At 53.9% G+C, this 20242-nt stretch carries 18 protein-coding genes; 16 read left to right on the top strand and 2 right to left on the bottom strand.

The features are described from left to right. Positions 1-53 precede the first annotated feature (53 nt). A complete protein-coding gene (serS, locus tag H4Q31_RS03020; RefSeq protein WP_185177578.1) occupies positions 54-1358 on the bottom strand; it encodes a serine--tRNA ligase in 1305 nt (434 codons plus the stop codon). Positions 1359-1740: 382 nt separating this feature from the next. Further along, positions 1741-2217 carry a tyrosine protein kinase gene (locus H4Q31_RS03015; RefSeq protein WP_185177577.1) on the bottom strand — a complete coding sequence of 159 codons (477 nt, stop codon included), beginning with the start codon at positions 2215-2217 and terminating at the stop codon, positions 1741-1743. Positions 2218-2506: 289 nt separating this feature from the next. On the opposite strand from H4Q31_RS03015, the gene H4Q31_RS03010 reads away from it, so the two are divergent. The 16 genes from H4Q31_RS03010 (at position 2507) to H4Q31_RS02935 (ending at position 20196) form a co-directional block, all read left to right on the top strand. Further along, a complete protein-coding gene (locus tag H4Q31_RS03010) occupies positions 2507-2839 on the top strand; it encodes a YerC/YecD family TrpR-related protein (protein ID WP_185177576.1) in 333 nt (110 codons plus the stop codon). 107 nt (positions 2840-2946) lie between these two features. Continuing rightward, a complete protein-coding gene (locus tag H4Q31_RS03005; protein WP_221626711.1) occupies positions 2947-3813 on the top strand; it encodes a sirohydrochlorin chelatase in 867 nt (288 codons plus the stop codon). Next, positions 3800-4720, top strand: coding sequence for a diacylglycerol kinase (locus tag H4Q31_RS03000; protein WP_185177575.1), 921 nt, complete (start codon positions 3800-3802; stop codon positions 4718-4720). The genes H4Q31_RS03005 and H4Q31_RS03000 overlap by 14 nt, the downstream gene beginning before the upstream one ends. Before the next feature lie 149 nt (positions 4721-4869). Next, the gene (rlmD, locus tag H4Q31_RS02995; RefSeq protein ID WP_311771673.1) at positions 4870-6339 is read left to right on the top strand and encodes a 23S rRNA (uracil(1939)-C(5))-methyltransferase RlmD; all 1470 of its coding nucleotides are present in this window, start codon (positions 4870-4872) and stop codon (positions 6337-6339) included. Between the two features lie 741 nt (positions 6340-7080). Then, positions 7081-8034, top strand: a complete 954-nt coding sequence (locus tag H4Q31_RS02990; protein ID WP_209703536.1) for a hypothetical protein — start codon at positions 7081-7083, stop codon at positions 8032-8034. A gap of 4 nt (positions 8035-8038) precedes the next feature. Next, positions 8039-8524: a hypothetical protein gene (locus H4Q31_RS02985; RefSeq protein ID WP_185177573.1), complete on the top strand. Its 486-nt coding sequence runs from the start codon at positions 8039-8041 to the stop codon at positions 8522-8524. Continuing rightward, positions 8508-10535, top strand: a complete 2028-nt coding sequence (locus H4Q31_RS02980) for a hypothetical protein (RefSeq protein WP_185177572.1) — start codon at positions 8508-8510, stop codon at positions 10533-10535. The genes H4Q31_RS02985 and H4Q31_RS02980 overlap by 17 nt, the downstream gene beginning before the upstream one ends. Before the next feature lie 349 nt (positions 10536-10884). After that, entirely contained in the window at positions 10885-11712 is an 828-nt protein-coding gene (locus tag H4Q31_RS02975; protein ID WP_185177571.1) for a ParA family protein, read from the top strand. Continuing rightward, a complete protein-coding gene (locus H4Q31_RS02970; protein ID WP_425351435.1) occupies positions 11660-12607 on the top strand; it encodes a ParB/RepB/Spo0J family partition protein in 948 nt (315 codons plus the stop codon). Before H4Q31_RS02975 ends, H4Q31_RS02970 begins: the two co-directional genes overlap by 53 nt. Before the next feature lie 90 nt (positions 12608-12697). Beyond that, positions 12698-12928 (top strand): hypothetical protein, encoded by a 231-nt coding sequence (locus H4Q31_RS02965; protein ID WP_185177570.1) that lies wholly within the window; start codon positions 12698-12700, stop codon positions 12926-12928. Then, the gene (locus H4Q31_RS02960; RefSeq protein ID WP_185177569.1) at positions 12894-13502 is read left to right on the top strand and encodes a hypothetical protein; all 609 of its coding nucleotides are present in this window, start codon (positions 12894-12896) and stop codon (positions 13500-13502) included. The genes H4Q31_RS02965 and H4Q31_RS02960 overlap by 35 nt, the downstream gene beginning before the upstream one ends. Before the next feature lie 47 nt (positions 13503-13549). Beyond that, positions 13550-14671: an SAF domain-containing protein gene (locus H4Q31_RS02955; RefSeq protein WP_185177568.1), complete on the top strand. Its 1122-nt coding sequence runs from the start codon at positions 13550-13552 to the stop codon at positions 14669-14671. Between the two features lie 11 nt (positions 14672-14682). Continuing rightward, a complete protein-coding gene (locus H4Q31_RS02950) occupies positions 14683-15390 on the top strand; it encodes a hypothetical protein (protein WP_185177567.1) in 708 nt (235 codons plus the stop codon). 33 nt (positions 15391-15423) lie between these two features. After that, positions 15424-16269, top strand: coding sequence for a CpaE/TadZ family protein (locus tag H4Q31_RS02945; RefSeq protein ID WP_185177566.1), 846 nt, complete (start codon positions 15424-15426; stop codon positions 16267-16269). Further along, positions 16266-18137: an ATPase, T2SS/T4P/T4SS family gene (locus H4Q31_RS02940; RefSeq protein ID WP_185177565.1), complete on the top strand. Its 1872-nt coding sequence runs from the start codon at positions 16266-16268 to the stop codon at positions 18135-18137. The genes H4Q31_RS02945 and H4Q31_RS02940 overlap by 4 nt, the downstream gene beginning before the upstream one ends. Next, positions 18127-20196 carry a hypothetical protein gene (locus H4Q31_RS02935; RefSeq protein WP_185177564.1) on the top strand — a complete coding sequence of 690 codons (2070 nt, stop codon included), beginning with the start codon at positions 18127-18129 and terminating at the stop codon, positions 20194-20196. The genes H4Q31_RS02940 and H4Q31_RS02935 overlap by 11 nt, the downstream gene beginning before the upstream one ends. Positions 20197-20242 lie beyond the last annotated feature (46 nt).

The raw sequence follows: 20242 nt of genomic DNA, 5'->3' as shown, positions 1-20242 counted from the left end.
TCTGCAAACAAACTAACTCGACCGTCAGGAGCCCTGAGTGAGCGGTGGCGGTATCAGTCGCAAGCTGGCGGCTCCGGCGGCGCGAGGCGGTCCAGCCCCTTGAGGTACGGACGGAGCGCGGCCGGGATGCGGATCGAGCCGTCCGGCTGCTGGTGGTTCTCCAGCAGCGGGATGAGGATGCGCGGCGACGCGACGGCGGTGTTGTTGAGCGTCCAGCAGCAGCGCAGCTGGCCGTCCGCATCGCGATAGCGGATGTTCGCGCGGCGCGCCTGGTAGTCCAGCAATAGCGACGACGAATGCGTCTCGCCGTAGGCGCCGCGGCTGGGCATCCATGTCTCGATGTCGTATTGCTTGTACGACTTGAACGACATGTCTCCCGAGCAGACGGCGACGACGCGATAGGGCAGCTCCAGCAGGCGCAGCATCTCCTCAGCGTTCGCGGTGATCTCCTGCAGCATTCGCTCCCCCTCGTCAGGGTCGTCCTTGCACAGCACGACCTGCTCGACCTTGGCGAACTGATGCACGCGGTACAGTCCGCGAACGTCCCGGCCCGCTGAGCCGACTTCGTTGCGGAAGCAGAGCGAAGCTGCCGCAAGCCGCGTCGGCAACGCATCGCCCTCCAGCACGTCGCCCGCATAGTACGAGACGAGCGGCACCTCCGATGTGCCGACCAGCCAGCGGTCCTCGTCCGCGAGCCGGTAGGTCTGGTCCTCCCCATGCGGGAAGAAGCCCGCGTTCAACAGCGTCTCGCCTCTAACCATCAGCGGCACGTCGAGCAGGCGGAAGCCCCTGGCTTCGAGCATATCCAACGCCATCTGCTGCACGGCCCGGTGGAGCCGGGCGCCCGTGCCGGTCAAGTAATACTGCCGTGCGCCGGCGGTCCTTACGCCTCGGGCAATGTCCATCAGCCCGTGCAGCTCGCCAAGCGCGACATGATCGAGCGGCTCGAAGTCTTGCCAGACGGCTGGCACGCCGACGCGGCGAAGCTCGACATTGTCCCGATCCGTGAGGCCGATCGGCGTATCCGGCGAGAGCAGATTCGGCGCGCGGAGCATCGCTTCGCGGTAAGCCTCCTCCGCTTGCGCGCAGGCTTCCTCGAGCGCCTTGATCCGAGGCTGTATCGCTCGCACCTGCAGCTTGATCGATGCCGCTTCCTCGCGCTCGCCTCGGCTGATCTGCTCGCCCGCCGCGCGGGTCCATTGATTGCGCTCCTCGCGCACTCGGTCCAGCTCGAGCCGTACCTCCCGTCTGGCCCGGTCCCGGTCCAGCAGCTCGCGAACCGAGAAGTCGATGCCTCTGTCGTTCGCAGCCCGCTGCAATACTTCCGCATTCTCCCTAATCCACTTGATACTAAGCATCTTCACACCGCTCTCCCTTCGGATAAAAACACAAAAAGCGCCCTCTTCCGTATGGGACGAGGAGCGCTTCTATACTCGCGGTGCCACCCAACTTGACCGGACGATCGCGCAAGGCGCGAGTTCCGATCCGCTTTGGATCCGCGATAACGGGCGGTGCCGGTTGACTTAGGGAGAAGCGGCTTATGGAATAACCTTATGCCGTCTCCTTGACGGGAACGCCTCCGAGTTGGATGCTCTTCATAGGCGATGTGGCCGATATGGAATTTGAGCAATAGTATAGCCGAACGCGGCCGGCAGCGCAAGCCCTCGCATGCCCCTGCAAAAGCTTGCTGCGCCGCCGGCACATCGTATCGTGTCTACTCTACCCGTTAGCCGTCGCCGATCACCGCCGCCGGCGCGTGCCGGTGCGGCGGCGCGAATGGCCGCCCGTGCGCGTGCGGCTCTTGCCGGTGCGCCGCCGCTTGCGCGGACGGACGCCGTCGGATTCGTCCGCCGCAGCGGTGCCGGCGGTTCCCTTGCCGATGAGCAGCCGCAGCACCGGCGCCATCTGCTGCATTGTCGCCATGATTTTCTGAAGCTTGCCTACGTTCGCTAGAATGCCGTCGATGCCGCCCATCCGCTCGACCATGCCCTTGATCTCATTGAAGTTGATCATCGAGCTGAGGCCGCCGCCCTTGGCGGGAGCGGCCGGCGTCGGCGTCGATTGGATGGTCGTCGGCGGGAGGACCTGCACCGGATTGTAGAGGGCCGGAGGACCCGCGAACGGATCTCCGATCCCCGGATACGTGCCCTGAGGCGGCGGACTGCCGCCCTGGTTGGGAGTCCAGCCGCGCATGCCTGGGAGTCCGGATTGATCCATAGCTTCTATGTCACACCCTTCGTTATAATAGAATGGAGAGCCGGTACGCTTGATATAGGTTATGTGCGGAGGGGCGATTGTGCATGGACGAATGCCCGGTACCAGGCGGATGCCTGGTCGCGGGGCGAGTTGCATGGATCGGCGGGGCTTGCGCCGGGTCGCGGAGCACGTATCATTTTCACCCTATAAAGCGTTAATGCGGTGAAGATTGAATAAATTCATCAGATGAAGTATAATGGTCGTAAAATATATCGCGAGTCCGAAATCCGGACAAAGGTGGAAGCCCATTATGCAGTTGAAGAAGCTGAATGATAAGTCGATTGATCAGCTGTTTGAAGCGATCTTGACGTTGAAGGATATCGAGGAGTGCTATGTGTTCTTCGATGACCTGTGCACGGTGAATGAGATTCAATCGCTGTCCCAACGGCTCGAAGTGGCTCGGATGCTCGGCAAAGGCAATACTTATAATCAGATTGAATCCGAGACGGGGGCCAGCACGGCGACGATCTCGCGCGTGAAGCGCTGCTTGAACTACGGCAACGACGGTTACCGAATGGCGCTCGAGCGGCTCGGCCGCTATGGCGGCGACGAAGCCGGCCCGGCATCGGCATCTAAAGAATAGACACGAAGGAAGGAGGCCATTTGGAGCCTCCTTTTTCTTATGAGGCGGAATGCCTTGAGGTGCGGGGCGGCCGCGTTGACATTGCCCTAACGATTGGATAGCATGGAATGAGTAAGCATTCGAGAGCGGACGCAAGATGGGGTGAGACCTTCGTGAAGCCCGGCATATTGGTTATCAGCCACGGCTCCCGCGAGGAGCGCTGGGTGTCCCGAGTGGACGATACGATCCGCGGCGTTCGCGAAGCGCTGGCGGGCATTCCGGTGGAGGGCGCCTATCTGGAATTGGTGGAGGGCAGGCTCATTCAAGACGGAATCGACCGGTTGGAGCAGATGGGCGTGACGCACTTGCTGGCAGTGCCGCTGTTCGTGTCATCAGGCAGCGTCCACGTCGATGAGATCGGGTGGGCGCTCGGCGCCTATGACGAGCCGCGGCGGCCGACGGATCTGAAGCGGCTGCGCGTTGGGATGCAGCTGACGTACGGGCGTCCGATCGCGGACGACCCGGAGATCGCGGAGGCGCTGCTCGATAAGGCGGCGCGGGACATGAGCGCGGCGGAGCGGGCGCGGACCGGTCTGCTGCTGATCGGCCACGGCAGCGAGGAGCCTTGGTTCTACGACGAGTGGAAGCGGGGGCTGCTCGGCTTGGCTCGGCGGATGGCGGAGCTAGGCGGGTACGCGGCTGCGGATGCGGCCTTGCTGCGGCCGGACGAGGCGGCAGCGCGAGTGCGGGCGCTGCATGAGCGCGGCGCTGCCGCGAGAGTCGAGCGGGTGCAGGCGGTGCCGGTGTTCATCAGCGAGGGGTACTTCACATCGGCGGTCATCCCGAAGCGGCTCGCGGGGCTGGGCTGCGAGTACACGCCGGGCTCGCTCATTCCTCACCCGAAGGTGGGGGAATGGATCGTTAGGCAGGCGGCCGAATGGCTGCAGGAAGTTGCGGTGAAGGGCAAAGAGGGGGAGCAAGTTGGAGAGAATTAGGGCTCGGTTAATTTATAATCCGACCTCCGGCAGAGAAGAGATACGGAGGAGGCTGCCGCTCATTCTCCAGCGTCTGGAGAAAGGCGGCATCGAGACGTCGTGCCACGCCACGGAAGCGAAGGGGGATGCGATACTCGCCGCTTCCGAAGCGATTGAGCGGGGGTTCGATCTTATTATCGCGGCCGGCGGAGACGGCACGTTGAACGAAGTGGTGAACGGAATCAGCGGGCACGAGAGGCGGCCGGCGCTCGGCGTGCTGCCGATGGGGACGTCGAACGACTTCGCGCGTGCGCTCGGCATACCGAAGCGTTGGCAGAACGCGGTGGATCTGATCGTACGCGGCCATTCGAAGCCGGTGGACCTGGGGATCGCGGACGGCAAGTACTTCATGAACATTGCGGGCGGCGGCTTCCTGACGGACTTATCCTACGAAGTGCCCAGCAAGCTGAAGACGATGATCGGACAGCTCGCTTATTATGTGAAGGGTTTTGAGAAAATCGTGAATTTCCGGCCGACGCGCCTGAAGCTGTCGGCGGAAGGCGTAGGCGACTTCGAGGGCGAGTTCATGCTCTTCCTGATCGCCAACACGCATACGGTCGCCGGCTTCGAGAAGCTGGCGCCGCAGGCGAAGACGGACGACGGGATGTTCGACGTCCTGCTCATGAAGAAGTGCAATCTCGCCGAGATGATCCGGCTGGCGTCGATGGCGGTGATGCGCGGCGATCATCTGAACGACTCGCATATGATTTATTTTCAGACGAATAAGCTGTCCGTTGAGACGGACGACCGTGTGCAGCTCAACCTGGACGGGGAGCTCGGGGGCGAGCTGCCGTGCTCGTTCCAGGTGCTGCCGGCGCACATTCGCGTTCTGGTCGACGAGAACGGCGAATCGTCTTACCGGAGATAGGGGAGTCACGATTGAAGGATCGGAAGCAAGGCAAGGGCAGGGAGCGGCAGCAGGCGGACCGGAATCGGCACGGCGGCAAAGGCGGCTTCGCAACAGGCGCGGGATCTGCCCGCGGCAGGGGCGGGGAGCGGCGGCAGCAGGCGGCGGCGATTGCCGGCCTGCCGGTGCAGGTTGGCGATCGCGTCGATGTCGAGATAATCGGACTGACGCATGAAGGCGAAGGGGTGGGCCGGGTAGAAGGCTACACCCTCTTCGTGCGCGGCGCGGTGCCGGGGGATCGCGTTCGCGCGGAGGTCTCGAGCGTCGGCAAGTCGTTCGGCCGCGCTCGGCTGGCGGAGCTGCTGGAGGCGAGCGCTGACCGAATAGCGGCGCCGTGCGCGATCTATGAGCTGTGCGGCGGCTGCCAGCTGCAGCATTGGGACTATGCGGCGCAGCTGCGCTGGAAGCGGCAGCTCGTCGCGGACAACCTGGCGCGGATCGGGAAGCTGCCGGTGGCGATGGGGGATGTCGAGTTGGCGGCCACGGATACCTCGGATGCCTCGGCTGATAGCGTTGGCCCGCCGCCGGCCACGCGTCCCCCCGTGCTCGTCCATCCGACGATCGGTATGGACGAGCCTTGGCGTTACCGCAACAAGGCGCAGGTGCCAATCGGCATGTCGGCTTCCGTGGAAGGCGGCCTGATCGGCGGCTTCTTCGAGCAGGGCAGCCACGACATCGTCGATATGGACGTCTGCCTCATCCAGCAGGAGCCGAACGAAGAGACCGTGCGAGTGGTGAAGCGCATCGCGCGTTCGCTCGGCTGGAGCTCTTACGACCGGGGGACCGGTCGCGGCTTACTGCGCCATGTCGTTGTCCGCCACGCGGAGGCGACCGGCGAGCGCATGGTCGTGCTCATCACGAACGGCCGGGATCTGCCGCATGAGGACGAGCTGGTCGCGCTTGTGCGCGAGCAGGTGCCGGGTGTCGCTAGCATCTGCCAGAACGTGAACACGTCGCGCGCTTCTATTGTGTTCGGCGATGAGACGCGCGTCCTCTGGGGACGCGACGTCATCTATGACGAGATCGGGGATATCCGCTTCGCGATCTCGGCGCGCTCCTTCTTCCAAGTGAATCCGCAGCAGACCGAGCGGCTGTACGGCGCCGCTCTGAAGTACGCTGCCCTCACCGGCGGGGAGACGGTGATCGACGCCTACTGCGGCATCGGAACGATCACCCTGTTCCTCGCCAGGCACGCGCGCCGCGTCTATGGCGTCGAGATCGTCCCCGAAGCGATCGAGGACGCTCGCCGCAACGCGTCGCTTAACGGCATCGCGAACGCCGACTTCGCTGTCGGCGCCGCCGAAGACGTGCTGCCGCGCTGGCAAGCCGGCGGCGTGTCGCCCGACGTCATCGTCGTCGACCCGCCGCGCAAAGGCTGCGATCCGCGCCTGCTCGACACGATGCTCCAGCTGCGCCCGCAGCGCATCGTGTACGTGTCGTGCAACCCGTCCACGCTGGCGCGGGACTTGCGCGTGCTGGAGGATGGCGGCTACCGCAGAGTGGAGGCGCAGCCGGTCGATATGTTCCCGCATACGGGGCATGTGGAGTGCGTAATAGGAATGCAACGAATCGATACGTAGAAATCCTTTATTTTCAACACTTTGTGCGTTTTATGACTTTCACGGCAGACGGCAGCGACTTCAAAAATAAGGTGCTCAAAGATAAAATTGAGGTTTCCGTCGTTTTGGACCTGGATTTGGATGTCGGGTGCGTAGATATGTTGAATTCATAGGAATAAGTTAACGGATCAGCTTCGAAAATGGAGTAGCTGCAACATATGAATATACAAGAGAACACCCTTTATATTGCGGTGTTTTCTTTTTTATAATCTGGCGAAGCGTTAGTACGTTGCGATCTAGCAGGATATCCAAGCAAACAGTCGAGTTACAACATGCCGGTAGGCTGAAGTAATGAGGTTTGGGAGAAAGAACTTGCATGGACAAAAATATGTAGGGACAAGAACATGCAATTCAAGAACTTTTTTGTCAATTTTTCGGTTTCGTTTAGTAACATTAGCAATTAAAATAGGAAATAAGTCTAAGTAAAAATTTCCTAATGGCAGGCTGACCTCAACGTTCGTTTTCCCGATATGCATTAAAGGGAGGAGGAAATTTTATTCGTATTGAATCCCTTAGGGTTGACGATCGTATGTTTTTCGGTAGCGAGGAAGTCGTAATCCTAAAAATTTATGCGCCATTTCATTTGGCTAAAGTTAAATATAGCTCGTCTTCCATGACTTTTATGGTGGACATATGTGCTCTACAAAACCATTCCGATTTGAGCAGTTCGATTTCTATTTCAATTTTTGGTGAGGTGCCTTGATGCTAGAATTCATAGATAGCTATCTGACGGGTGACGCTTGGGAAGAACTTTGCAAATCATGTTTCAGGATGAAATACCACGATGAACATTTTACCGAAATACCGGCAGTTCATGGTGGAGACGGAGGGATTGAGGGATTCACTCGAACGGGAAGAGTTTATCAATGTTATTGTCCGGAACGGGAGTATTCAGATGATGAACTGCATAATCATTTGAGAGACAAAATGACAAAAGATATTAAAAAACTAGTCTCTTTGCAGTATGCAACGCGCTTAAAGGAATTAGGGGTACTAAATATTAAGGAGTGGCATTTTGTTGTTCCGAGATTTAAAGATTCTAGGATAGTGGCACATGCGGAGACGAAGAGGAAAGAAGTACTTGCTCTAAAGAAAAACAATCCCAAGGCCTATGACTATATTGATGATGGTTTTGCAATCATAATCAAGACAGCCGAGGATTTTAAGGTCGAGATTTCTCGGATTATTAGAACTACAATCACCGACGTTAAACTAAATTTTGCTATATTTCATGTGGGTAAGCCAGATTGGTCCAAGTGTGATTCGGAAAAGGCTGCAAACATTAAACGAAAGGTAAAGGCTGTAATGGGGGACGTTGATGAGTCGGATGAGGACTTTAATGATCTAGTCAATATGTATATCGAAGCGTATATTAACGGACTAGAGATTCTCAGAATCCTTCGAGAGGGCTATCCGGAAGTTTTCGAAGATATACATATGCTAGAGCAGTCGTATAAGAAACAAGTAAAAATGATAACCAGAATGAATTCAGACAGTTCAATGAATTCAAAAGTATTCAATGAAATACTAAATGATTTTCAAAATAAGCTAGAACAACAATTTAAATATCTCAATGCAGCCTCAATTATGGAATTAAAATTGGACTTAATAAGTGGTTGGTTAGCAGATTGTTCCATGCAATTCAAGGGTAGGTGAAGATGTGGACAGAAACTATGTACTTACTGATGAGATAATATTTGACGCTAAACCTGATGCTGTGCCGTTTAATTACCGTATTAGCTATAAGATCGCACAGCTTAGTCTTATTTTGGAATTAAATGCACGTGGTGGATGCTCATTAATGAAATTACAGATGATTGCAAATGCATTAAGTACGATTAGCGATAGGGAAAAGTTGTGGGACTTTGTGAATAACGGCTCAAATAATTATACGGTCGTAAGGTTTGATCCAGCAGTAAACCGTGCAGTGAAGTATGCAATTGCTGAGGGGTTATTTAATCAACAGAAGAATGGTTTGTTTCGCCTTGCAAAAAAGGGAAAGGAATTCATTAAGGTAATTATGAAGGATCCAAGCCTTCTAAGCTCTGAGAAGAAGTATTTATTTTTGCTGTCTAATAAACTAACCGAAGAAAAAATCAAGGAGCTAACAACATTCTGGAGGTACACCGATGTTGAAAATAAATAGATTAAGAATAGAAATAAAGACAAAAGAAAAGGTTTTTGGATTTGACGAAACGTTTCAGTCGGGATTGAACCTAATTGCGAGCGATGATAATACCCGTGGTAAAAGCTCGATAATTGCAATGATTTATTATTGCTTAGGATTTGAGGAGATTATTGGTGGACGCGGTGAGAAGGTACTTACCGCAGCTTTTAAATCAATTATTGAAGAAGGGGAGAATGTTTGGACTGTACTTGAATCAGGGGCATATTTGGAAATAACCAATGGTATGGAAGTTATTACCATTTTCAGAGCAGCTAAGATGGAAAATAGGGATAATCGATTGATTAGTGTCTACTACTCAGACATGGAAAACATTCACCGGCAAGATACGCTGATGGAAGATATGTATGTGCATATGCCTAACGCTGCAAATAATAAGAAGGGCTTTCACAATTTTTTGGAAACGTTCTTACACTTTGAATTACCTCTTGTACCTGCTTCAGATGATGCTGTCAGGAAATTGTATCTTCAATTGATATTTTCTGGGATGTTTATAGAACAAAAGCATGGTTGGGCAGATATTTTAGCCGGAATGCCTATACTTGGGATTAAAGAATCAAAGAAGCGCGTGATAGAATTCATTTTAAACTTGGATACGCTGGATAATGAAAGAAAAAAAGATCATTTACGTTCTGAAGAAGATAATATTAAAAAAGAGTGGACTACAGTTGTAAGGGACATCACGCTGTTAGTAGAAAAGGAAGCCTGCAGCATTACAGGGCTACCGCTTTCCCCAAAAATATTAACTGACTTAGATTATTCAAAGATTACAATTCAAAAGGGTGGCGTACACATTGATGAATACATAAATGACTTAACTGAAAAGTACAATGATCTGCAGGCACTGAAACCTAAAATAATCGATAACTTTGAAGAGCTTCAGATCGAACTTAACGAAACCGAGGTAACAATACGTGAATATGAAAGGGATATAACTAAACTAAGAGATCTTTTAGATTCCGAACATATTAGTATTAGGCGATTACAAAATAATCTCGAGATCATCAAAACGGACATTAATAACAATAAGGATGCTGCACGTCTTCGAAATCTCGGATCAGGGCTCGACCTCTATACTTCTAAAGATATTTGTCCTACTTGCCATCAAGACATTGCAGACACATTACTTCCGCTTCCGAATCACATGCCGATTATGAGTATCGACGATAACATAAGACATTTAAATGCTCAGAAGGACATGCTTGAGTTTGCGATGTTAAGTCATAAAAGCAATAGTGAGCAATTTCAAAGCAGCATTAATCTTTTGGAAGGGAATCTATTTAAACTTCGGAGTTTGGCTAAATCGTTACGTAGTGATTTATACCAGACAAATGATAGCTATTCAGAAGCGATTGTCTATAAACGTTTAAGTATTGAATCCGAAATAAGTAATTTAAATAAATTATTGGATTTCTATTCAAATCATAAAGTTACCCTTGAAATTTTATCAGATAGATGGAAGGATTATCTTGAGAAGAAAGCCGCATTGCCTGAGAATAAGTATTCTCAGAAGGATCAGATTAAACTCAATCATTTACAAGAATACTTTGTTGATAATATAAGAAAATTTGGATACAAAAGTGTTTCAAATTTAAACCAGGTGGAAGTCTCGAAGGAAAATTATTTGCCGGCAATAGAAGGGTTCGATATGAAGTTCGATTCATCGGCAAGTGATAACATTAGAGCAATTTGGGCTTTTACTTTGGCGCTACTACAGGTTTCTTCGAAAGATTCAGGGAATCATCCTGGAATACTAATTTTTGACGAGCCAGCACAACACAGTATCGTCGTAAATGACATGGAAGAATTCCTCACTAGAATTATTAATGACTTCAATAAAAATCAAGTAATTATTGGAATTACCGTAAAGGATAGTGATACTCGCAGAGTGGTTAGTGAACTTCCAGAAGGGAAATATAAATTAATTATGGTACCTAATAAAGCATTCCAAAAAATCGACAAAAGTCTGTAGGAACCAGCTTCTCCAAGAATAACGTGAGTGACCAATCCAAGTCCACGGCTCTATCGTGTGCTTAATGTATAGTGGCAGAATAACAAAGTGTTATTTTCAATTTCCAAGATTGATATTGACTTTATTACTGGAAAGAGGTTATTTGCCCACAAAAGGGTTCGCTGTACCTCAGGCCTTTGGTGATATTCTTATTGAGCTTCGGTGTTGCATTAATTAAGGAATATCCAGGAGAACGTCTTCCACTGTCGGGGGCGCTCTCTTTTTATATATAACTACTTTTCAAAAAGCCGATTGTCTGAACTTGAATGTTCAGTACAATCGGCTTTTTGCATGAAAGGAGAAGTGTAAGATGACCAAGGTGATCGCCCTCGCCAATCAGAAAGGCGGCGTGGGCAAGACCACAACGGCGGTCAATCTGGGGATCGGTTTGGCAGCCGATGGGAAAAAGGTTTTACTGGTTGATGCGGACGCACAAGGCAATCTGACGGATTCGTTAGGTTTCCACGAACCGGATAATTTGTCGGTATCTTTGGCGACATTGCTGGCGAAGACGATGCTGGAAGAATCCTATGAAGCGCGGGAAGGTATTTTGCATCACCATGAAGGCGTTGACCTGATGCCAGGCAATATTGAATTGTCCGCTGTCGAGGTATCGCTCGTCAATACGATGAGCAGAGAAACGATTTTGCGTTCGTACATCGATTCCGTTAAAGCCGACTACGATTACGTGCTGATCGATTGCATGCCGAGTTTGGGCATGTTGACCATCAATGCGCTGGCTGCGGCAGACAGCGTGATTATTCCTGTACAGGCGCATTATTTGCCGGCTAAAGGAATGACCCAACTTTTGCAGACGATTGCCCGTGTGCGCAGGCAGATCAATCCGAAGTTGGTTTTGGACGGCGTGCTGCTCACGATGGTAGACAGCCGGACGAAATTTGCCAAAGACATTTCCTTTGTTCTTCGGCGCGACTACGGCGACAAGCTGCGCGTGTTCAACACCGAAATTCCCTTATCCGTTCGCGCGGCGGAAACGAGCGCCAAGGGAAAAAGCATTTATGCTCATGACCCCAATGGTCAAACGGCAAAAGCGTATGCCGCCTTTACGAAGGAGGTGCAGAGCATTGGCAGCGAAAGACGACATGCGCGCCAGCATCAAACTGACCACAGTCGCTGATTTATTCTCCACCGAGGAGAGCCGCGCCGATGAAAAGCGGGAAAAAGTGTTGGACATCCCTTTATCTGAAATCAGCGATTTTCCCGGCCACCCGTTTAAGGTGAAGGCGGATGAAGCGATGCTGGAAATGGCGGACAGCGTAAAGCAATACGGCGTTCTTGTTCCCGGCCTGGTTCGTCCGAAGGCGGACGGCGGCTATGAAATGGTAGCCGGACATCGTCGTAAAAAAGCGAGCGAATTGGCAGGCAGAGAAACGATGCCCTGCATCGTCCGCGAACTGGACGACGATCAGGCGACGATCATTATGGTGGACAGCAACCTGCAACGGGAAAATATTGCGCCAAGCGAGAAAGCATTCGCCTATAAGATGAAGTTGGAGGCGATGAAAAGACAGGCGGGCAGACCGAGTAAAGAAAATTCTACCCAAGTTGGGCAGGATTTACGAGGCAAATATTCAGTTGAAATTTTGGCAGATCAGGCAGGGGAAAGTCGCAATCAAATCCAGCGCTATATCCGTCTTACCGAACTAACCCCCTTCATTCTCGAAATGGTAGACGATAAACGGATCGCCTTCAATCCGGCCGTAGAACTTTCATACTTGGCCGAAGAAGAACAGAAAGCCCTGTACGAAACGATGCAGTCCGAGGACTGCACGCCTTCGCTGGCGCAGGCGCAGCGCATGAAAAAACTGAGTCAGGACGGGCGGCTTAACGTGGATGTCATCTTCTCGATTCTCACAGAGGAGAAGCCGAACCAGAAAGAAAAGATGACCATTCGGCGCGAGCGGATCGACCGTTTCTTTCCGAGGGACTTCACCGAAAAGCAAAAGGAAGACCTGATCGTACAACTACTGGAAAGCTGGTATAAAAAACGGCAACGGGAACAGGAACGTTAACCTGTATCTGAAACAGGGCGATCCTGTTCGGCAGCACTCTCCCCTTAGTCGGAGAGCTTTTTTATGCCCATTTTTGGGGAGGCGATATACATGTATTTTACGAAAGGGAGGCGTCGTCAGTATGAACGCCTGATGCAAGAAAAGCCGGGTTTCAACCGCATTGAAGTTTCGGAGGATGAAACCGAGGAGCCGCAAACGCGAAACAAGAAGCCTCGCGAAGCCGGTCAATCTAATCGGGTCGGAGAACGAAGGAAGATCGCAACGATCCAGGAAAAGAGGATGGACGATGGAAGAATTGAAACGAATGGTGGACAATTATGAAGTTTATCAGGCCATCTCCATCGGGAAGGTGGAAGTATTGCTTGGCATTGACGAATCCAATGCCGAACGTCCGTATATGGTTTGTACCTGCACCCGAAACAATTCTTTGGGTGTCGAGCAATTTTACGCGATTGCGGCCAGCGCAGATTATCTTGAGGCCATGAATGACTTCATCTCCCGTGTGCAATGGGAACTGGAGGATCTCAAAGATGAACGGGCAAGCGTCATGGTGCCCCTAACTACCCTTACTCAGGCAGAATGTCAGCCGATTCGTGAAGACATGCGCATAGACAACCAGGTTGTTGTCATTCGGCCGGAACGGCTGCGTCCCGAATATCGTACCGCAGTCAATCAGCTTGTGCTGGCGTTAAGCGGTTTTGGCACCTCTGCCTATTCCCGAGGTCGCGCCGTCTATGTGTTAAATCTGTATTCCGGAGAGGAGTCCCGCTGGAATCGGGAGGATTTTATGGGTCTGATAAAACCGGAGCATATGCCAGCATGGGCGCGAGAAAAACTGGAGCAGCATCAGGCTGTAACCCAGCAAAAGCCGAAGCGCCGTGACGAAGCCCGGTAAAGACATTCGATAGCACTTCAATCTCGGTTTGAAAGGAGACGTGAGCGATGTCGTGGACGTATCGGCACCGCAAGACGCTTATTATCGCCGCGATTGCCGTAAGCGTTTGTTTACTTGTGGCTGCGGCCATTTATTCTCTGATAAAGCAATCAGAGCAAGAGCAGAAACAGCAGCAAATGAAGGAACATTATGAAAAACAAATCGAAGAACTGAAATCGATAAAGGAACAATTGCGCAGAAGCGTTTGGACTGTGGCGCGCACCATTCCTGCCGGTGACACGGTGAAGGCGGAAGACCTCAAGTCTGTCCCGATGCCTGCGAATCTGGTGCCGCAAGGGATGATTACCGATCAGAATGCGGTCATCGGCAAAAGCGCCAAAATCGAATTACAGCCAGGCACGCCGTTGATGCCTTCCATGCTGTACGAGAGCGCGCCGATCCCCAAGGATTTGCGTGTGCAGGAGTTTCATGTCATTCAGCTTCCCTCCAATCTGCAAAAGGGACAGTACATCGACGTGCGAATCAACTTCCCGACTGGCGAGGATTTTGTCTTGCTGGCGAAGAAGAAGGCGCGGGAGTTGTCCGGCAATGTCATCTGGCTGGAAATGAACGAGCTGGATATATTACGGACTTCAAGCGCGATCATCGATGCCTACTTGCAAGGCGCGCGGCTGTATGCCCTGCCCTACATCGAGCCGGGCTTGCAGGAATCGGCGGTAGTCAATTATCCCGCCAATCCGAAGGTGCTCGATTTGATGGAACATGATCCGAACCTGCTCGAAAAAGCGACAACCGAGCTTGCCCGCCAACTGCGAACGACACTTGATGACAATCTGAAGGCGATGAGCGAGTCGGACAAACTGCGCGTAACGAGCGGCAGCGTAACGGTTCAGCAACAACTGCAAAACGAACGGATTGTCACACAACAAGGCAATGCCATGCATGAGGCGACCCCATCGCCGCCACCGGCAGGCGCAACGGCTACGGTCGACCAAGAACCGCCAGCTGCGCAGCCGCTGCCCTCCCCTTCCATTCCGACAACGACGAATGAGAATCGGCCGGAAGCGTCCGTGGAGCCTACACCATCTGTTTCGACAGATCCGGCACCAGTTTCGCCGTCTGAAGAGCCTGCAAAAGTGGATAAACTGGAGCACATTTTTAATCAGTGAAGGAGGCCGTCATGAAAAAAGTCGTGTTTTTCGGCGCGCCGGACAAAAGCCACCTGCTCCTTGTGCTGGGCAAGCTGCTCACGGCGATGGAGCGAAAGGTGTTGATCGTGGATTCCACCCTTGCCCAGTCCATGCAAGGCTATTTGCCGCAAGTAGAATTCGGCGATTCGCTGCGGGAGTTTGAAGGCATCGATGTGGCGACCGGGCTCATCACGCCAGCGCAATTGGAACGTTCCCTGCTTCAAGCCGGAGGCGAAGCGGCATACGATGTCATGCTGCTCGACACCGATCACACCGAATTTGTGAAAGGACTGGAGTTGCCGGGCTACGACAAGCGGGTTTGGTGCAGCAATTTGAGCCGGCTCAGCATGCATAAAAACGCGGAGCTGATGCAGCGGCTGTGCCTTCACGAAGCGGAAGGTCAGCCGCTTTCGTTTTACAGACTGATTGCTCCCACTCTGCAGATCGCCATACTCGAGTCGTATATCGATTCGCTGCTGCCGCAGCAGGCGATACGTTGGGAGGACACCGTGTTCCGCTTTCCGCTGGATGAACGGGATATGTCGGTCGAACTGGACAACCAGCATCATGGCCGCATTGACATCAGGCGGCTGTCCGGGACGTATCGCCGGAACGTGCTGGACATGCTGCAACAGTTGTTTGATTGCGATGCCAAAACCGCCCGGCGGGCATGGGCGCGATCCCGAAGGCGCGCATAAATTCGGTAATGTTGCACGAAAGGAGATGAAGCAATGGGTTTTACCGTGGTGTTTTGGAGTCCGGTACCGGGACAGGCCGGTACGACGAGCAACCTGATTGCCGCCGCGGCGCTGCTCGGATTGGAATACTCCTCGCGCCTTTTGTTGCTTGGGCATTTGCAAAGCGAATATGCTGCCATTGAACGCGGCTTTTACCCGAGGCGATCCTGGATAAATAAAACGGACGCCCCGTCTGACGCTGGCATCGACGCGCTGCTCAGGCTTTTGCAAAACCGCAAGCTGGAACCGAACAGGTTGCGGGATTACACGCTGCCGCTGCTCGCCGACCGACTCGACATCCTTCCGGGATCGAACAAGCCGGATGCATCGTTTGTTTCCGCCGCACAGGAATGGCTTGTGCCCCTTCTGGAACTGACAAGGCGCGCTTACGATCTGGTATTGGTGGACGGCGGAAGCGGCAACCTGTCGGCGTGGACACAGGCGTTGCTGCGTCAGGCGGATTTGCTGGTCGTCTGTCTGCCGCAAAACGGGCTCAAGCTGGAGCAGGTCTTTCCGTCGCTGGAGGCGCAGCTTCAGTCCGACCGGAAGCATTTGCTTGTATTCGGACAATACGATCCTCGCTCCGCTTTGACCGTTAAGAATATCAAGCGCCAATTCCATCGGCGGGAGTCTGCGTACCCGATTGTCCATAATACGGGCTGGCTGGATGCGACCCAACAAGGAGAAGCCGTCCGTTTTCTATTTCGCAACCGACAAGTGCCGCGCGGTCATGAAAACTATCCCTTTATGCAACAGGTGCGGGCATTGGCGCAGGCGCTCATCAACAACGTCGGACTGAACAAGCCTCTTTTCGGCGGGAAGGAGGACGATGACCGATGATGTTCGCGCTGAACGCTTTGCTTCTGGCGGGCATCCTTATCGCGATCGGCGTCCTGCTCTATTTGCGCATGAGCCGCCGCTTGCCGGAGCAGCCGGACGAAAAACCGGTCTATACGCTGGAAGCGATGACCGCGTTTGTGAAAGAGGCACTGCACGAGATGACGAGCAGCAACCTGATCGACTTCGGCTTGTCGGAAGAAGAATACCGGCGCCGCAAAAACAAGCGGGCAGAATTGAAAAAAGCGCTGCGGGGCTGCACGTCCGGAGATTTGCGGGACAAGGCGTATGTGAAGCAGGTAATCGCTGATTTACTCGAACAGCGCTACCATCTGGACGACAATAATCTGAATCGCCTACTGCCGTTTGACGACCCGCAGGCGCTCACATCGCAAGATCAGTTTGATATCCTGCTCTTTCTGTTTAAGAAACAACATCGTTTGAAAGCGCTGGACGAACTGATCCGCAAATATGAGCTGGACCGCCCCAAACGGAGCCTGGAAGGCGAAGAGACTGAGTCGTACCGGATTACCGCCGACGAAATTCGCGATATTTACAAGCAGGAAGCGCGCAGGCTGTCTGCCGGGGACAAAACGCAGATCGTTGTGCAGCGGATCTACCAGCAGTACAAAGGGTTTAGCGTCATCGACGAAATCCGCGACATGAAAATCGACGGCGTATCGGGGGGCGTCTCCGGCATCCCGCCCTCGATGTGGGAAGGCGAATGGAGCCTGGAGGAGGAAGCGCAGCTTTCCGAGGTGCCGAGGTCGCATGACAGCGTATGGCTGTTTTATAAAGGGAAATCTATTCATTTGAGCTTCCTGTCCTTCGGCTCGGAGGAAGAACTGAGACGCGTGTGCCAGAACGTGTACAAACATAACTTACCCGGCCAATTGTCTGAGGCGAACGGCTTCAAGGTGAACGAAATGGCCGATGGCTCCCGCGTCGTCGTGCTGCGCCCCCGGTTCAGCGAATCGTGGGCTTTTTTTGTGCGCAAATTCGATGTGCAAAACGCCACGCTGGAACAATTGATCCAGGACGACAACGCTGAGCTTCCCATTGGGCTGATCCGATATCTCGTCATGGGCGAGCGCATTACGGCCATTACCGGCGCGCAGGGCAGCGGCAAAACGACGCTCTTGATGGCCATGGTGCACTACATTCCAGCCATCTTGCCGATCCGGGTGCAGGAAATGAGCTTTGAGCTTCAACTTCGGAAAATATACCGGGAACGCAACATTTTAAGCTTGCGGGAAACCGAAACGATCTCCGGGCAGGACGGTCTGGACATCCAGAAAAAAACGGACGGCTCGGTCAATATTTTGGGAGAAGTGGCGACCGACCCGGTTGCGGCCTGGATGGTGCAGATGGCGCAGGTCGCTTCGCTGTTCACCTTGTTTACGCATCATGCCAAAACGTTCCGCGATCTCGTCTATTCGCTGCGCAACTCGTTGCTGAAGACAGGGGTGTTTACGAACGAAAAAGTGGCGGAGCAGCAGGTCGTGAGCGTCATCAACTTCGACATTCACCTCAGGCGGGACGCGGACGGACATCGCTACATCGAACGAATTACCGAATGCGTCCCGTTGGAGCAGGAAACAGCCTACCCGGAGACGTTCCGCTACAAAACGACGACCGAGGAGAAAATGACGGCGTTCATGGAGACGATGCTGGAATATTTCCGCCGCTCGACGGACCGCCCGCTATACGTCGCGCGGAACGTTATCGAATACCGCGACGGACGCTATGTCGCTGTTCATCCGTTGTCCGAGCGAAGCCGCAAGGAAATCGCCGCATGCCTCGCCGGGCCGGACCAGGCGGCGTTCGAAGCGTTTTTGGCGGTTTATTGGGGGGATGGCGATGAAACTTGAATGGCTGTCTCTATTGCTGGGCGCAGCGACGGTGCTGTTCCTCGCGATGGTGGCGGCATTTCAATGGGTATCCCGCCACGGTTCGGACGTGGAGGCCGTTCGGCGGTATGAAGCGCTGCGCAAACCGGGCAAAGCCCGTAAGAAGCAAGCGCTGCATAGCGTGTTGCAGCAGTTGTATCGCCTATGCGAACGCGTACCGATTCTACGCGCTTATTTGCACCAACTTCGCAAACGAATGACCATTCTCCAGCTTGGCGACGAATGGAAGCTGCGGCTGGAGACGATGAAGTCGGCGCTCCTCATATGGGGCGTGCTGCTCGCGGCGGCTGTTCCGCTGGCTATCGGCGTGCGCGACCCGGCCGCGCTCGGCATGATTGGCATCGGCTTTTGGGTTGGCCACGGAATCCTTTCGGACAATCTGGTCCATCGGCTGGAGACGCGATTGCTTCGGCAACTACGGCATTTTTTTTCGGATGTGCGTCATCATTATCATCGTCACGGCATGGTGGAAGAAGCCATTTATGAAACGGCGGACGGCGCGTCGTATGAGATGGCGCTGCACGGACACGAAATATACGAAGTACTCACGGCAAGCGACGCCGAGCAGCGGCTGGCGCAGTATATCGAGAGCGCGCCGAACCGCTATTTGCAGGGCTTGGCCGGGCTGTCGCATCTGGTGAAGGAATACGGCGACAAACGAACCGCAACCGGTTCCGTGTACTTGAAGGCGCTCGGGAAGCTTGCGACCGAACTGAATCTGGAACTGCTGCGCCGCGAGCGCCTCAGTTTCCTGTTGCAAGGACTGACCGCCATCGCGCTGTTGCCGCTGCTGTTTACCCGGCCGATCGAAGCTTGGGCCAGCCATTACTTTCCGGCCATGGACGCCTTTTATGCGAGCACGACCGGCTGGATCGTGAAAATCGGCCTGATGGCGGTCGTATGGCTGTCCTACGTTCTGCTGCGGAACATTCAGGAACTGGACGCGGGTCCAAAACCAACCGGCCGAAAAAGATGGGAGAAACGGGTTTACGAATGGCCTTGGATGCGCTGGCTTGTGCATCGTTTCGGTCCCGCCCCCGGTTCCCGGGAAGCTGACCGCATGGTCAAGCTGCTTAAAGACACCGCATCGCCGCTTCGTCTGGAATGGCTCAATGTGCAGCGCATCGTGGCGGGTGGCATGGCTTTTCTGGCTGTGCTCGGGATGTTTATGGCGCTTCATGCCGCAAGCCGGCATCAAATCCTGTATGCGCCGGTAAAGCCGGGCATCCTGTTCGGCCAACTTTCGCCGGAGGAGGAAGCCAAGGCGCGCGAGGCGGCGGCGCTCGATCGCCGCATCATCGATCGCGTAAAGGAGGTGAAGCATCGCACCGAAGAAACGGTGACGGACCTGCTCCGCAGCGAAACGCCGACGGCGAATCAAGACGATCAGCTTCGCGCCGCGGCTCGGCGAATTATGGGCAAGCTCACGAAGCTGGACAATCATTATGTGAAGTGGTGGGAAGCGCTCCTCGCCGCTCTCGCGGGATGGGGCGGCTACGCCATGCCGGTCGGCGTTCGGATGTTCCAGCGGCGCATGCGGCAGATGGAGATGAAGCATGAAGTGGATCAGCTGCAAGCCGTCATCGCCATGCTGGCGGATCTGGACCGGATGTCGGTCGAGCATCTGCTCATCTGGATGGAACAGTTTGCCCGCGTTTTCAAGGAGCCGCTGCAAAACTGCTTGCTCCATTTCGAACAGGGCGCGGATCAGGCGCTGGCGCAGCTGAAAGAGGATGCGCCGTTTGTGCCGTTCGTCCGCACGGTCGAAAAGCTGGAACTGGCGGCGCAAAGTTTGCCGATTCGGGAAGCGTTCGACGACCTGGAGTCGGAACAGGCTTACGCGCAGGAGCAGCGCAAACAGGAGTACGAGCAATTGATCGAGCAAAAGGCAGGCTGGGGAAAATGTATCGGGTTTGCGCCGATGATGGCCCTCATTTTCGGCTATCTGGTCATTCCGCTCGTCATCGTCAGCTTGCACCAGATGTCCGTTTACTACGAACAGCTTCAGCGCATTCAGTAAGCGGACATGTTGCGGCGCTTTCCAAACGGGAAGTGCTTTTTTATTT

The organism is Cohnella lubricantis, from assembly GCF_014212015.1.
Lineage (GTDB): Bacteria > Bacillota > Bacilli > Paenibacillales > Paenibacillaceae > Cohnella > Cohnella lubricantis.
Note: the sequence above shows the minus strand (reverse complement) of the source record. Positions and strands in the feature narration are given on the sequence as shown.

Bases quoted from the DNA above. Each gene is read 5' to 3' on its own strand.
- serS (WP_185177578.1), bottom strand. From the start codon at position 1,358: ATGCTTAGTATCAAGTGGATTAGGGAGAATGCGGAAGTATTGCAGCGG.
- H4Q31_RS03015 (WP_185177577.1), bottom strand. From the start codon at position 2,217: ATGGATCAATCCGGACTCCCAGGCATGCGCGGCTGGACTCCCAACCAG.
- H4Q31_RS03010 (WP_185177576.1), top strand. From the start codon at position 2,507: ATGCAGTTGAAGAAGCTGAATGATAAGTCGATTGATCAGCTGTTTGAA.
- H4Q31_RS03005 (WP_221626711.1), top strand. From the start codon at position 2,947: ATGAGTAAGCATTCGAGAGCGGACGCAAGATGGGGTGAGACCTTCGTG.
- H4Q31_RS02990 (WP_209703536.1), top strand. From the start codon at position 7,081: ATGCTAGAATTCATAGATAGCTATCTGACGGGTGACGCTTGGGAAGAA.
- H4Q31_RS02980 (WP_185177572.1), top strand. From the start codon at position 8,508: ATGTTGAAAATAAATAGATTAAGAATAGAAATAAAGACAAAAGAAAAG.
- H4Q31_RS02975 (WP_185177571.1), top strand. From the start codon at position 10,885: ATGACCAAGGTGATCGCCCTCGCCAATCAGAAAGGCGGCGTGGGCAAG.
- H4Q31_RS02965 (WP_185177570.1), top strand. From the start codon at position 12,698: ATGTATTTTACGAAAGGGAGGCGTCGTCAGTATGAACGCCTGATGCAA.
- H4Q31_RS02960 (WP_185177569.1), top strand. From the start codon at position 12,894: ATGGAAGAATTGAAACGAATGGTGGACAATTATGAAGTTTATCAGGCC.
- H4Q31_RS02955 (WP_185177568.1), top strand. From the start codon at position 13,550: ATGTCGTGGACGTATCGGCACCGCAAGACGCTTATTATCGCCGCGATT.
- H4Q31_RS02950 (WP_185177567.1), top strand. From the start codon at position 14,683: ATGAAAAAAGTCGTGTTTTTCGGCGCGCCGGACAAAAGCCACCTGCTC.
- H4Q31_RS02945 (WP_185177566.1), top strand. From the start codon at position 15,424: ATGGGTTTTACCGTGGTGTTTTGGAGTCCGGTACCGGGACAGGCCGGT.
- H4Q31_RS02940 (WP_185177565.1), top strand. From the start codon at position 16,266: ATGATGTTCGCGCTGAACGCTTTGCTTCTGGCGGGCATCCTTATCGCG.
- H4Q31_RS02935 (WP_185177564.1), top strand. From the start codon at position 18,127: ATGAAACTTGAATGGCTGTCTCTATTGCTGGGCGCAGCGACGGTGCTG.